Annotated in this window: 11 protein-coding genes; 10 read left to right on the forward strand and 1 reads right to left on the reverse strand. The window is 54.3% G+C overall.

Annotated features, from left to right (window positions below; genetic code table 11):
• Nucleotides 1-110: 110 nt before the first annotated feature.
• A complete protein-coding gene (locus ABID47_RS15245) occupies nt 111-1,553 on the forward strand; it encodes a serine hydrolase domain-containing protein (protein WP_354497870.1) in 1,443 nt (480 codons plus the stop codon).
• A 49-nt stretch (nt 1,554-1,602) separates the two neighbouring features.
• On the opposite strand, the gene ABID47_RS15250 is transcribed toward ABID47_RS15245, so the two are convergent.
• The gene (locus ABID47_RS15250; protein ID WP_354497873.1) at nt 1,603-2,502 is read right to left on the reverse strand and encodes an AraC family transcriptional regulator; all 900 of its coding nucleotides are present in this window, start codon (nt 2,500-2,502) and stop codon (nt 1,603-1,605) included.
• Nucleotides 2,503-2,642: 140 nt separating this feature from the next.
• Here ABID47_RS15250 and ABID47_RS15255 point away from each other — a divergent pair, with 140 nt between their 5' ends.
• From ABID47_RS15255 to ABID47_RS15295, 9 genes are all read left to right on the forward strand, one after another.
• Nucleotides 2,643-3,419, forward strand: a complete 777-nt coding sequence (locus ABID47_RS15255; protein ID WP_354497875.1) for a phytanoyl-CoA dioxygenase family protein — start codon at nt 2,643-2,645, stop codon at nt 3,417-3,419.
• Between the two features lie 240 nt (nt 3,420-3,659).
• Complete coding sequence (locus ABID47_RS15260; RefSeq protein ID WP_435530626.1) at nt 3,660-4,823, forward strand: GntR family transcriptional regulator; 1,164 nt, start codon at nt 3,660-3,662, stop codon at nt 4,821-4,823.
• Nucleotides 4,824-5,111: 288 nt separating this feature from the next.
• On the forward strand, nt 5,112-6,023 hold the full coding sequence (locus ABID47_RS15265; protein WP_251674915.1) for an ABC transporter permease: 912 nt from the start codon (nt 5,112-5,114) through the stop codon (nt 6,021-6,023).
• 13 nt (nt 6,024-6,036) lie between these two features.
• On the forward strand, nt 6,037-6,933 hold the full coding sequence (locus ABID47_RS15270; RefSeq protein ID WP_145946355.1) for a carbohydrate ABC transporter permease: 897 nt from the start codon (nt 6,037-6,039) through the stop codon (nt 6,931-6,933).
• Between the two features lie 61 nt (nt 6,934-6,994).
• Complete coding sequence (locus ABID47_RS15275) at nt 6,995-8,653, forward strand: extracellular solute-binding protein (RefSeq protein WP_354497880.1); 1,659 nt, start codon at nt 6,995-6,997, stop codon at nt 8,651-8,653.
• A gap of 14 nt (nt 8,654-8,667) precedes the next feature.
• The gene (locus tag ABID47_RS15280; RefSeq protein ID WP_354497882.1) at nt 8,668-10,866 is read left to right on the forward strand and encodes a hypothetical protein; all 2,199 of its coding nucleotides are present in this window, start codon (nt 8,668-8,670) and stop codon (nt 10,864-10,866) included.
• Nucleotides 10,867-11,144: 278 nt separating this feature from the next.
• A complete protein-coding gene (locus ABID47_RS15285; protein WP_354497884.1) occupies nt 11,145-11,492 on the forward strand; it encodes a hypothetical protein in 348 nt (115 codons plus the stop codon).
• A gap of 548 nt (nt 11,493-12,040) precedes the next feature.
• Nucleotides 12,041-12,535, forward strand: coding sequence for a cation:proton antiporter regulatory subunit (locus ABID47_RS15290; protein ID WP_076167379.1), 495 nt, complete (start codon nt 12,041-12,043; stop codon nt 12,533-12,535).
• A 4-nt stretch (nt 12,536-12,539) separates the two neighbouring features.
• Nucleotides 12,540-13,766 carry a cation:proton antiporter gene (locus ABID47_RS15295; protein WP_076167377.1) on the forward strand — a complete coding sequence of 409 codons (1,227 nt, stop codon included), beginning with the start codon at nt 12,540-12,542 and terminating at the stop codon, nt 13,764-13,766.
• The last annotated feature ends 35 nt before the right edge of the window (nt 13,767-13,801 follow it).

Below are 13,801 nucleotides of genomic sequence, written 5' to 3' on the forward strand. Positions count from 1 at the left end.
CAGGACAGGGTCAACGCAAGGTGATAAAGGAGTCCGATTGTAAGCGGAAACAAAATGCTTGAAATTGCTATGCGGCTGCGGTACGTTTGTAACGAAAGGGGTGTGAAACCATGGAAAATACAAGCCTGCAATTACCAAGAAGCAGACCGGAAGCGCTGGGTATTCCCGGGGCGGCCATCCTTGATTTTCTGGACGAGGTACAGGCCAAGGGCATTGAGCTGCACAGCTTTATGCTGCTTCGCCGCGGACAGGTGGCTGCGGAAGGCTGGTGGGGGCCTTATGCCCCGGAGCTGCCGCACATGCTGTTTTCGCTGAGCAAGAGCTTTACTTCCACAGCCATCGGTCTCGCGGTACACGAGGGTCTGCTGTCTCTGGAAGACAAGGTCGTTACGTTCTTCCCGGACGACCTGCCGGAGGAAGTCAGTCCGAATTTGGCTGCCATGAGCATCCGGCATCTGCTGATGATGGGCACGGGGAATGACCAGGATACGATGGGGGCCATTGACCGCTGCACGGACGGGAATTGGGCCAAAGCCTTTCTCGCGGCTCCGGTGGAGCATACGCCCGGCACCCATTTTGTGTACAACACGGGTGCAACCTATATGCTGTCGGCCATTCTGCAATCCGTGACCGGGCAGACGCTGCTTCAATTTTTGCAGAAGCGGCTGTTTGAGCCGCTGGGCATTCACAACCCCACATGGGAGTCCTGTCCGCGGGGAATCAACACTGGAGGTTTCGGACTGAGCATCACGACGGAAGACATCGCCAAGTTCGGCCAGCTGTTATTGCAGCGAGGGGCATGGAACGGCAGCCAGCTGATTCCGGAAGCGTGGGTAGAGGAGGCGACCTCGAAGCAGATCTCCAACGGAGACGGCGGGGAAAGCGACTGGGCGCAGGGATACGGCTACCAATTCTGGAGATGCCGGCACGGCGCCTACCGCGGAGACGGAGCCTTTGGCCAGTTCTGCATCGTCATGCCGGAGCAGGAGGCGGTGCTTGCCGTCACGAGCGGAACGAACCAGATGCAGGAAGTGATGAACGCCGTCTGGGAGCATCTGCTGCCAGCGATGGCCGGAGAGGAGCTCCCGCTGGACGAGGAAACACAGGACCGATTGCAGGAACGGATCCGCAGCCTGCAGCTTGCTCCGCTCGCGTACAGCATTCAACCGGAATTGGAATCCGCCGTCAGCGGCAAAAACTATGTGCTGGACGACAACGACATGAACTGGAGCCGGATTTCGGTCCGTTTCGAGGCCGATCAGGCGGTGGTTGACCTGTATGAGACCGGAGGGAAGCATTTTGCATTGCCTTTGAGTCGCGGGAAATGGCTGAAAGGCAAGTCTGATCTGATCATGCCCCGCGAGACCGCAACGGTGTCAAGCTTTACATGGAAGTCCCCGGATACGCTGGAGCTGAGCATCCGCTTCATTGAGACGCCGTTTCATATTACGACGGACATCCGGTTTGAAACGGAAGACGCCGTCGTGCTGGATCACCGGATCAATGTATCCTTTGGTCCCAATGAGGCTCCGCCCATTACTGGGAGAGCTTGAATCCCGCATTGAATCGTTCCAATCATACGCCTATGAACATATTTTGAAATCAGGCATGCTCCTCTTCGAAGGGCATGCCTTTTTGCTGTGGCGCGATCCGGTAAGCGGCCGGGGGAATGCCGGCGGCAGCCGAGAACATCCTGGTAAAATAGTGAACGGAGCCGAATCCTGTTAGGTCGGCGATTTCCTTGACGGAGCGGTCCGTCTCGCGCAGAAGGTACGCCGCAAGCCGGATCCTTTCCTGGCGGACGAATGCCGTGAAGGTCATTTTGAGCTCCTTCTGGAACAAACGGGCCAGATGTCTTCCCGATATATGAAAATACCGTGCCACATCTTCCAGCTTTAGCGGCGACTCCAGGTTATCACGGATGAATTGGAGCGCCTGCCTCAGAGAAGCGGAGCGGGGAGGAGGCAGCGTCGGCTTGTGCAGCTGGCGGTCCGGCGTAAAGGTTTGCGGCAGCGCAGCCACAAGCGCAAGCACCAGCCGGTCCAGCGGAAACCGGGCGGTATCCAGTTCGGCGGCCGCTTGAATAATCGCTTTCCAGAGCAGGACGGCCGGGCTGTTTTCAGCTCCGTGAAGAATATAGCAGTCCGACTGCGCCAGCCGCGCAAACTGACCGTTCCAGGGAGCTGAGGTGCGCCCGGCATCCACATCGAAGGCGAGCCATATGAGCTGCATCCCTGTGCTTTCAATACGGTGCATGCGGTAGGGATTGGAAATGAACAGCGTTCCTTTTGCTAACGGATGGATCCGGCCTTCATCCACATACGTTCCTTCACCGCCCGCGACATAACACATTTCAAAAAAAGAATGCTTATGCTCTAAGTTGCTCCGGTGCTCCGCAAGGGCTCCCCAATAATGTATGCGGATGCATAAATCCTCTTCGGTCAGCTCTCCGACGGTTGAATGCAGTTTAGACAGGGCGGCTCCCCAGACGAGATGATCCATTTCAAGTCCTCCTCATCCATTCGTGTCCGAATCCGACAAAAACAGGTTCCAATCCGGCAAAGACGTCAGGTGTCCGTTATCCCTATAATGAAGGCGTATTCACGATTTGTCATTCAAATGTTACGGGAGGGAACGGGAAGATGATTAGCAGAGAAGACGTCGAATTTTATAACGAAAACGGTTATTTGCTCGTCCGTGGCGTGTTCAGCACAGAGGAAGTCAAGGATATGCAGTATGCGGTGGAGCGTACGATTGCCAAGGCGGCTGCAGCCAAGCAGGACGTCAACCATACTTGGCAGGGGGATTACATTCCCCAGGACGAATTGAAGAAGCTGGTGCTCAAAGGCTTTCACGATCTGCAGTTTCACGCCGCATGCTTCACCCGTGCCGTAGCGCATCCGCGTATGACGGGCGTTCTGACGCAGCTGATCGGTCCCAACGTTCAGCTCCATCATACCAAAATGCTGGTCAAGCCGCCGGAGCAGGGCGCCGCTTTTCCGATGCACCAGGATTATCCGTATTTCCCTCATGATCGCCATACGATGCTTGCCGCCAGCGTTCATCTCGACGATGCGGATATGGAAAACGGCTGCCTGTGCGTCGTTCCCGGATCCCATAAGCAGGGACCGCTTCCCCATGTAGGCAGGTACTACCTTGATCACCGCGATTACCCGGTGAGCATGGGCACGCCCTGCCCGGCAAGCGCAGGTGATGTGCTGTTCTTCAACTACCTGACGATTCACGGGTCCGACCGCAACAAGAGCAGCCGGCCGCGCAGAAACGTCCTGTTCCAATACCGCGATCCTGCCGATCCGCCTAGCCGGGAAACTCATATCGATTGGGGCATGGGCATGATGGTCGCCGGGGAGGACCCGCAGTACCGTCAATATCATGCCAAGCTGGAGCTGAATGTGTAAGCTCACTCCAATTTCGAAAAGGCATGGATTCAAAAAAAGGCTGCCGCATTGCGGCCGTCTTTTTTTGCGTTATTGCGACATTTTTGCAAAACCCCGCTATACAAAATCCGCTATTCAATATAACATATATAATATATCAAATTAAGGAATCAGACGAATAGACCATTTTTTTAGTCAGGATGAATGTTGCGAACCCATGTTCCAGCCGATAATATATATAACAAAATCTCAAATTAAAGTATGGTGATCCTGTTGAATGTTACCGCACGGACCCCGCTGTATCAGAAGATACAGCAGTACATCCGGGAACTGATCGAATCGGAAGGCCTGAAGTCCGGTGATCGTATCCCGACGGAGAAGGAACTCATGGACCGCTTTGATGTAAGCAAAATTACGGTTGTGAAAGCACTGACCGGCCTCGCGAACGAAAACGTCATCAGCCGGGTTCCCGGAAAAGGCAGCTTTGTCAGCGAGCCTGCGGCTGCGGAAGAAGCTGAGGTACCGCGTCCGGTCTTTGGCCGGGCTCCAGAAGAGGTGAAGCCCAAAACGGGGCTCATCGGGCTCGTGATGCCTTCGATTTACGATTATTTTGCCGTCCGGCTGATCGACGGTGTCCGCAGAGGCCTCAGCAGCAAAGGATACCGGACCATGATTCTGCTGTCCGAGGGGGATTTGGAGCACGAAAAGGAAGCGATCAAAACCTTGAAACAGATCGGTGCGGAAGGAATTCTGGTGTTCCCGGTGGATGAGGAGCATTACAACGACGAAATTTTGAACCTGAAGTTCTCCGGCTTTCCTTTCGTTTTGATCGACCGGTTTCTGCCGGGTGTCGAAACCAATTACATCGCGGCCGACGGGCGGCTGGGGACGCGGCTTGCCGTAGAGCATTTGTGGGAGCTAGGCCACCGTGAAATCGCCATTTGCTCCGATTCTCCGCTGCAGACCGTCACCGTCCAGGAGCGCATCGAAGGCTACATGGACGCCTTGAAGGACAAGGGCGCGCTGATTAACCCGGCCCATATCATTACGGGCTTTCGGATTCATGCTTCAGATGAGCCGGAGAAGCACCCGCTGTACCGGTATATCCGCAGCGGTCTGGCGACCGCCTACATCACGCTGAACGGCAAGCTTGGCGTGCAAATCCAGCAGATGGCGAAGAGAAACGGGCTGTCCATACCGGACGACCTGTCGATCGTCAGCTTTGACGACCCGACCTCCGTCGTGGAAGAGCTCAGCGTTTTTACGCATATCAAGCAGTTTGAGTATGAAATGGGCTTACGCGCGGCGGAAACGCTGGTGGACATCATTGGGGAGGGGGCGGACCGGAGCGGAGGCTACACGAAGACGCTGCTCGTTCCCGAGCTGGTTGTCGGACAGACAACCGGGCCCGTAAAACCGCGTTAATTTTCCATCGGAAGAAGCGATGCAGTATAGAAAAAAGACCTTTTCACTTCGAAAAGGTCTTTTTTATTTTTATTAACATATTGAATATGTTAAATATTTATATTATATTATGGTTAATCCAAGAGCTTCCATGAATCGACAACGCTTCAAGGGAGGTCAAGTAGATAAGAGAACAGCTGAATATGTTGTGTAATCGCTTACAAAGATTTGAGGGGAGGAAGACTGAGAAACAAGCGCTTTGCCGAAACCTGGAACGTCCAACACTATCCGAAAACAGAGGTGGAGCTTATGAGTTCGTCAACACTGTGGAAGCGGATCTGGAAGCATAAGTTGTTTTATTTGTTCATGCTTCCGGGGATCATCTGGTTTTTTCTGTTCTCCTACGTTCCGCTTTACGGGATTCAGGTCGCTTTCCGCGATTATACGTTCGTGGGCGGTTTTACCGGCAGCCCATGGGCGGGATTGAAATACTTCAAGCAGTTTTTCGATTATTACCAATCGACAGACATTATCCGCAACACCATCATCATCAGCCTGATGAAACTGATCATCGGATTTCCGATGCCCATCATCCTTGCGATCCTCCTCAACGAAATCCGAAACATGAAATTCAAGAAAACCGTTCAAACTTTATCTTATTTGCCTTATTTCATTTCCTGGATCGTCGTCGTCACCTTGATGCAGCGCCTTTTCGCTACCTATGGCGGCCCGGTCAACGACCTGCTGTCGTCAATGGGCGTAGAGCCGATCCAATTTCTGTACAACACTTCCTGGTTTTATGAAGTCATTATCGGCTCGGATGTTTGGAAGAACATCGGCTGGAACTCGATCATCTACATGGCGGCCATTGCGGGCATTGACCAGCAGCTGTATGAAGCAGCGAAAATCGACGGCGCCGGCCGTTTCCGCCTGATTTGGCACGTGACCCTGCCGGGCATCCGCAACGTTGCGGTCATTCTGTTTATTCTGGCGACGGGAAGCTTGATGAGCGCGGGCTTCGAACAGCTTCTGCTTCTGAACGGGCCTTCCACCGCAGCCATCGGCAGCGTGCTCGACGTCCATGTAATCACTCAGGGCATCCAGCAGGGGCGGCTAAGCTATGCGGCGGCTGTCGGCTTGTTCCAGAGCCTGATTGCGCTGGTCCTGATCGTCACCGTCAACAGGATTGCACGGAAGGTCAGCGACGTATCACTGTTCTAAGGAGGGAACCTATATGGAAAAACGATCGTTTTCCTGGTTTACCGCATTGAATTATTTCCTGCTTACGCTGTTCGCCTTTTCCATGATTTATCCGTTCATTTACGTGCTTGTGTACTCGCTTAATGACGGTAAAGATTCCATGATGGGGGCTCTGTATTTCTTTCCGCGGAAATTCACGCTGGACAATTACGCCCAGGTGTTCGATAATCCGCAGATTTGGCAGGCTTACAAAATCACGATTTTACGGACGCTGCTCGGCACGGTGCTTAGCGTGCTGCTCAGTACGCTGATGGCCTATGCCTTGGCCAAAAAAACGCTGCCCGGGCGCACGTTTTTCACCTTTTACATTTTTCTGCCCACGATTTTCAGCGCAGGCTTTATCCCGTATTTCATCACGCTGCAGAAGCTTCACCTGATCAACAACTTCTGGGTGTATGTCATTCCGTTTCTGTTCAATTTTATGCATATCGTCATCATTCGGACGTTTATACAAGGCATTCCCGAAGAGCTGGAGGAAGCCGCCCGGATTGACGGCTTGGGCGATTTCCAGATCTTCATGCGTATCATACTGCCGCTGTCCGGTCCGGTACTCGCGACCATTTCGCTGTTCGTCGGCGTGATGCACTGGAACGACTGGTTCACCGGCACCTATTACGTGTCCAACAAAAGCCTCATCCCGGTGCAGACCCTGCTTCAGCAAATGCTGACCGAAGCGGAGGCGTTGTCGTCCTCGATGCAGCGGGCTGCGCAGCAGGGTGGACAAACCGTCAATGTCAGCGCGGCGGGGGCCACGCCGGAATCGCTCCGGATGGCACTGCTCGTCATTACCGTGTTTCCGATCCTGTGCATCTATCCGTTCCTGCAGCGCTATTTTGTCAAGGGAACGATGATCGGATCCGTCAAAGGGTAAGGATAGATGTCCTGCATGCGGGACTATATCATATACATTCATTCAAATTGGGAGGGTTCATATGAGAAAAAAGCGGTTTAAATTGGCAGCTTCTCTGATGGCGTTTACCCTGATATCCGGCATGCTGTACGGCTGCAGCAGCAGCGGCAGCGGCGACAGTGCGGACGGGGGAGACAAAGGCGCGGACTCCAAGACGGTTACGCTCACGGTGCTGAATAACTGGAACGGTTCCTCAGGCTCCGATTCGGAAACGAACCCTGTACTCAAAGCGATCGAGGAGAAAACGGGAATCAAGGTAAAAATCGACTACACGAAAGGCAGCGAGGCCGAGAAAGTCAACACGATTTTTGCGACACAGGACCTGCCGGACATTTATACCGGCCCTGCCTGGGGCGGCGAGCTGGACGGCATCATCAAGGCAGCTAAAGAAGGCCAGCTTGTGGATTTGACGGATAAAATCGACCAGTATCCGAACCTGGCCAAGGCGATCGCCAAGGAAAACGTGCCGCCGGCGCTGTACGAAAAAGCGATTGGCGGGATTGACGGCAAGAAGTACATGCTGTACCAGAACCAGCCGGCAACCGACAAGGACGTCAACGACTGGCTGTACGGATTTTACGTGCGGAAGGATATTGCCGATAAGATCGGAGTTGATCCGCAGTCCGTGAAGACCAAGGACGATTTCTACAATTTCCTGAAAAAGATCAAGGATGCCAATCTGAGCGAAAACGGCGCACCGGTTATTCCGCTCGGCGGCTTCCATGACGGATGGGCGGTAGGCATCGGGAATACAATGTTCTACGGGGCCGATTATCAGGATAAAGGCGACGGCACGCTGGAGCATGTGTTCTTCACAAAGGCTTACGAGGATTACACGCTGTATTACCGCAAGCTGATTTCTGAAGGACTGCTGGATCCGGATGCTTTTACGCAGACCGACCCGATCGCGAACGAGAAAATCAAGCAGGGGCGCATCGCTGTACTGTCGGCGCACTACCCAGCCATTCTGGACGCTTCCAAGGAATATGTGAAAGCGCATCCGGGCAGCGATTACGTCCCTGTCGGACCTCTTGAGCGAGCCGGAGCAGAGCCGAACCGTCCGGTCGACCTGAACATTCAAGGAAATAACGTTACCGTCATCACGAAAAAAGCCAAAAACGTCGACGCCGCGCTGAAGCTGCTCGATTTCCTCGCTTCCGACGAAGGCTTCATGCTGGTGCATTACGGCATTCAGGGGACGCATTGGGATATAGTTGACGGCAAACCGGCCGCCAAGCAGGAATGGTTCGACAAGTTTACGGCGGACACGACGGGCAAGGCGAAGAAGAACGAAGGCATCAGCATCGGTCTGGAAAATATGACCGGCATGGACCGTATTAATTCGGTCGGCGGCGGAGACATTTGGGCAGACCAGGAACGCCTGAAAGCGATGGACAACGCACGTAAAATTTTGCGTCCGAACGGCATCAGTGTCATTTCCGCCTTCAATCCGGGAGATGTGATCACGAAATCGCCGCAATGGGAAACGCTGAAGCCGTCCATGGACCAAATCAACGACGTATGGAAGCAGGCGATCTTCGCCAAGTCGGACGATGCGGCCCTGAAGGTAATCAACGACCTTCGCGAGCAAATCAAGAACACCGGTTACGATGACGCCATGAAGTATGTAAACGAAGAACTGAAAGGGAAAGAAGTCGTCAAATTGTCGATGCCTAACTAAAGGAGGGTTCACCCTTGAGCAGCCGATTGGGAAGCAAGGGGCCGGAGTGGACGGGATTTCAGGAATCCCGTCCTTACGGGCCGAAGTATGATCTCCGCACGGATTTCGTTATGGTCTACGGCATATCGGATGATTTGCCGGAGCGCATTCAAGGCTGGAAGCAGGCAGGATACACGATTCATCTGATGACCGGCGTATCTTGGGGGGAGTACCAGGATTATTTGTACGGCCGCTTCGACGGGCGCAATCACTGGGATGAAGCCCAGGTCAACCGGGCGGGGGATCAGGTAAGCCACGGCAAGGACGTCCCGTACATGGTGCCGACCGTCTCGTTTGCCGAGTATTTGGCGACCCATATCAAGAAGGCGATCGACAGCGGCGTGGAGGCCATCCATATGGAGGAGCCGGAATTCTGGGCGGCTTCGGGTTACTCTGAAGCCTTCAAGCGGGAGTGGCGGAACTACTACGGTGAGGATTGGATTCCTCCGCACTCGTCGCCTGACGCCCAATACCGCGCATCCAAGCTGAAAGCGTATGTGTACTACCGGACGCTGGACCGGATCTGCAGCCAGATGAAGGAGTATGCGCTTGTTCACTATGGACGCACAGTCCGCTTCTATGTCCCGACGCACAGCCTGATCAACTACACCCAGTGGCGGATCATCAGCCCGGAAGCGCTGCTCGTGAACATGCCGGCCTGCGACGGCTTCATCGCCCAGATCTGGACGGGTACTGCACGGACCGCAAACGTCTATAAGGGTGTCCGTAAGGAACGTACTTTCGAAACGGCATTCCTGGAGTATGGCGTCATGCAAGAGCTGACCCGCGGCACAGGCCGCGAAATGTGGTTCCTCCACGACCCGATCGAGGACAATCCGCGCTATACGTGGAGGGATTACGCGTACAATTACCGCTCGACCGTCGTGGCTTCGCTGCTGCATCCGGGCGTTTCCCAATACGAGGTATGCCCTTGGCCTTGGCGGGTGTTTGAACTAGGGTATCCGAAAGAGGGCGGCAGCGGCAAGGAAGTCATCCCGGCAGGCTATAAAACGTCCCTGCTTACCGTCATGAACGTGCTGCGGGACATTCACCGGTATGACGGGGATGTGCAGGAAGGCAAGGCGACGACCGGCGTCGGCGTACTGCTGGCGAACTCCGCGATGTATCAGCGGGGAGACGTCGATCCGGACGAAGACGGACGCAAACAGGAGTTTAAGTACGACGGCACCTCAGGTGCGGAGGAGCTGAGCGAAGCGCAGCAGGAGCTGCTGGATTGGTCCGCCTTTTACGGGATGGCTCTGCCACTCGTCAAAGCCGGCATTCCGCTGCGGCCGGTCCAGCTGGACAATATCCTGACCTTTCCGGGATATTTGGCGGATTACCGCGTGCTGCTGCTGAGCTACGAGCTGATGAAGCCGGAGCATCCCGGTATTCACCAGGTTCTCGGGCAGTGGGTCCGCGAGGGAGGCGTATTGATCTATTACGGCGACGGGAGCGATCCATTCCACAACGTGCAGGAATGGTGGAACCGCGACGCCGGCCGCGCCTATGACCGGCCGGAAGAGCATCTGTTCGAGTCGATGGGGCTGGGGCGTAACCCGGGCGAAGGAGAGCACCGGGTCGGCGATGGGGCCGTGCTGTACTACCGGCAGCATCCTGCGGAATTGTCCCGCTCGGATGCAGGCGCCGAGCAGGTGCGGAGCAGCGTGCGTCAGGCGCTTCAGTTCCGCGGGGAGCAGGACGCGTACCTTGAGAGCGGCCTGCTTCACATCCGGCGCGGTCCGTATGTGATCGCGCATGCGCTCGACGAGCGCGATGCCGCGGAGCCGGCGGCACAGCTCGATGGGGCGTTCGTCGATCTCTTTGATCCGGAGCTGCCCGTGCTGAGCCGCGTGGAATTTCAGCCCGGTGATGACCGCCTTCTGTATGATCTGGACCATCCAGCGGCACAGTTGCAGGACCAGCCGGTCATTCTTGTCAGCGCATCCCGGATTCGCGGGGAGCAGTACCTCGAAGGCAAGCTGACATTCGTCTCCGAGTCCCCTTCCGAAATGACGGTCAGCACGCGTATTCGCGTTCCGGCTGAACCGTCGGCAGTGACGGCAGGGGGACAGCCGGCAGCCTGTGCCTATGATCCCGGTTCAAAAACGGTCTTGATCCGATACCCCGGCGTACCGGAAGGGATTGAGATCGCGGTGAAATGGGCGGAATAAGCTGATCTGCAAGTTTTTCTGATGAGATTGTGAAGAAAACCGGTGGAACTCCTTGGTTCCACCGGTTTTTTGGTCCTATTGCTGTCTCGGTCATCAACTCTGGAGTTCTGGTATCGAGGCAACCGCTTGCGTCAGCCCTTCAAAATCGATCAAAAATTTTTATCGGGATGTTCTCGGCTTGTCCCGGCTTGTCCATCGGTTTGAAGACATCCTCTAATTTGTGTTAGAATCATCATATATGAATTTTTCACAAGAGGGGGGATAGGATGGCAGCATGGATGAATAGACTTCGGATGATGTTCATTGTCGTTCTGGGTGTCATTCAGATGGCAACCTTTCCCGTTTCCCTGGAAGAAGAAGTGTTTACCTCCCCTGCAAGTTCGACGGAAACCGAGACGGTGTACAGCCGGATCGATCCTCCAAGCAAACCGATGGTACGGAAAACGCCAACCCTCATGCAGAGACTGATCATGCTGGCGTCAGCGCTTCCTCTCTGTTTTGTGCTGCCGCTGCTGCTTGTGCTGCGTATTCCGAAACCGCGGCTACCCTTTGTTCCGTGTGTTTTTCTCCGTAAAAAATATTTACTGCTGCTTCCGATAAAATTTACCTCGAGTTACGTGGCTTAATCTCCTTCCTGAATAGACGGTTCCTTATTGGCATGCGCCGGGGCATTCTCGCACCTGGACTGTAAAAAAGCCGATTAGCGGAACGGTTCGTTTCGTGTACCCAAAAATGGATGAAAGACCGCAGGATGGCTTGGCTCTGTGATAGCCGCTGTTCGCTGCGTGTGGCAATGCCGTTGTTCTGGCCTTTGAGGTATGAAGGGCGTTATTTCAATTTTAGTATTTTTGTCACGATTTATCGTTGAATCGTTTGTTTTTTCTGCAACGTCTGGATTTAGCATGAAAGTAAATCGGTTAGGCATATTTCGTTGTTTTTTTATGGTGGATCAGCCTGGCTTTTTGGGCTTTGATGCAGTGCTGGATTTGCTGCGGATTGCAATGGCTTTGATGGCAAGTTGTACACCTTTGTTACGGCAGCATTTAGTCTGAGGGTGTTTTGTTGCGTTGCCTCGCGCTTTTTCGAAAAACGTGGCATTCTGCCATTTGCATCAACCCAATAATATGTGAAATGTTTCTCAAATATAAACATGTAATTACAGGAGGCTATTCTCATGGATATTCGTGAGTCTGTATTGCCCGGAATCGGGATGAAATATGTAATGGATACCGCCAGCGGCGACCGGATGGTCGTGGTCATTCATGATGACGGCCGGCGTGAGCTGTACCATTTTTCGTACGAGGATTTGGACCAAAGCATCTCGATGGTGACCCTGGAAGATCCGGAGGCACGGCAGCTGGCCGCTCTTGTCGGCGGTATGACGTACAAACCGAAACAGCTCGAACGGGTGGAAATGGCGTTTGACGAGCTGACGATCGAGTGGTACCGGATCGAGCCGCATTATGGATGCACGGGAAAAACGATCGGTGAGCTGAACATCCGGCAAAATGCCGGGGTTTCGGTGATCGCGCTGCTGGATAAACGTAACGGCAAACAAGTGAATCCCGGTCCGGAAGCCGTGCTGAACGCGGAGGCGACGGTTGTCGCCATCGGAGAACGGGAGCAGCAAAAGCGGTTCAAACAAATTCTGATGAACGGAAGCGGGTGAAAGGATGGAGCATTTGGTATTTGAAATTGGTTTAGCGCTAGTCCTCATTGCACTGGGGGGACTGATCTCGGCAAAGCTGCGGTTTTCGGTGATCCCGTTCTATATCCTGATCGGCATGGCGGTAGGTCCGCATGCGATGGAGCTGTGGCATTTCGATTTCCGGTTTATCGACAGCGCGCCGTTTATCGATTTTATGGGCCGGATCGGCGTTTTGTTCCTGCTGTTCTACCTCGGGCTCGAATTCTCCGTCGGCCGGCTGATCAAGTCGGGACGGTCGATCGCCGTAGGCGGTTCAATATATATCGGCATTAATTTTACGCTTGGGCTGATGCTCGGATTTTTCAGCGGGTTTCCGCTCGCCGAGACGCTGATTATCGCGGGAATTACGACGATTTCGTCCAGCGCGATCGTAGCGAAGGTGCTGGTGGACCTGAAACGGACCGCCAATGCCGAAACCGAAATGATTCTCGGCATCATCATGTTCGAGGACGTCTTCCTCGCTGTGTATATCTCGATTCTGTCCGGGTTTGTGCTCAGCGATTCCAGCTCGATCGGCGGCGTGCTGCTGTCGGCACTCGTGTCGCTCGGATTTATGCTTGCCGTCATCATTCTCGGGCGCAAAGCGGTGCCTTATCTGAACAAATGGCTGCGGATTCGTTCCAACGAGCTGTTTGCCCTGGTTATTTTCGGCGCGCTGTTTCTGGTCGCCGGCTTTTCCGAAACGATCCACGTGGCCGAGGCGATCGGGGCGCTGCTTGTCGGGCTGGTGCTGGCTGAAACGGAACACGCGAAGCGGATCGAGCATTTGATCATGCCGTTCCGGGATTTTTTCGGGGCGATCTTTTTCTTCAGCTTCGGCCTGTCCATTGATCCGATGTCCTTGGGCGGAAGTGCCATATGGCTTGCGCTGGCAGCGGTCATTGTGACGCTGATCGGGAACTTTAGTGCAGGCATGCTGGCCGGGCGGACGGCTTCGCTGTCTCCCAAAGCATCGGCCAACATCGGGCTGACGATCGTCTCGCGGGGCGAATTTTCGATCATTATGGCGAACCTGGGCAAAGATGGAGGTCTGATGGAAATCCTCCAGCCGTTCTCGGCGATCTACGTTCTGATTCTGGCCATCCTGGGTCCGCTGCTGACCAAGCAGTCGAAATCGATTTTTACCTTCTTGAACCGCTGGATCAAATTTAAGGACCGAAAACCGGGGATTCAGAAGGAAGAGGCGCTGTAAAAAGCCGAAAGAATGCTGCAAGGCTAGTTCCATTG

The organism is Paenibacillus favisporus, assembly GCF_040545415.1.
GTDB classification, from domain to species: Bacteria; Bacillota; Bacilli; order Paenibacillales; family Paenibacillaceae; genus Paenibacillus_AQ; species Paenibacillus_AQ favisporus.

Excerpts from the sequence above, each read along its gene's own strand:
- ABID47_RS15245 (WP_354497870.1), top strand. The coding sequence starts at position 111 with ATGGAAAATACAAGCCTGCAATTACCAAGAAGCAGACCGGAAGCGCTG.
- ABID47_RS15250 (WP_354497873.1), bottom strand. The coding sequence starts at position 2,502 with ATGGATCATCTCGTCTGGGGAGCCGCCCTGTCTAAACTGCATTCAACC.
- ABID47_RS15255 (WP_354497875.1), top strand. The coding sequence starts at position 2,643 with ATGATTAGCAGAGAAGACGTCGAATTTTATAACGAAAACGGTTATTTG.
- ABID47_RS15260 (WP_435530626.1), top strand. The coding sequence starts at position 3,660 with ATGGTGATCCTGTTGAATGTTACCGCACGGACCCCGCTGTATCAGAAG.
- ABID47_RS15265 (WP_251674915.1), top strand. The coding sequence starts at position 5,112 with ATGAGTTCGTCAACACTGTGGAAGCGGATCTGGAAGCATAAGTTGTTT.
- ABID47_RS15270 (WP_145946355.1), top strand. The coding sequence starts at position 6,037 with ATGGAAAAACGATCGTTTTCCTGGTTTACCGCATTGAATTATTTCCTG.
- ABID47_RS15275 (WP_354497880.1), top strand. The coding sequence starts at position 6,995 with ATGAGAAAAAAGCGGTTTAAATTGGCAGCTTCTCTGATGGCGTTTACC.
- ABID47_RS15285 (WP_354497884.1), top strand. The coding sequence starts at position 11,145 with ATGAATAGACTTCGGATGATGTTCATTGTCGTTCTGGGTGTCATTCAG.
- ABID47_RS15290 (WP_076167379.1), top strand. The coding sequence starts at position 12,041 with ATGGATATTCGTGAGTCTGTATTGCCCGGAATCGGGATGAAATATGTA.
- ABID47_RS15295 (WP_076167377.1), top strand. The coding sequence starts at position 12,540 with ATGGAGCATTTGGTATTTGAAATTGGTTTAGCGCTAGTCCTCATTGCA.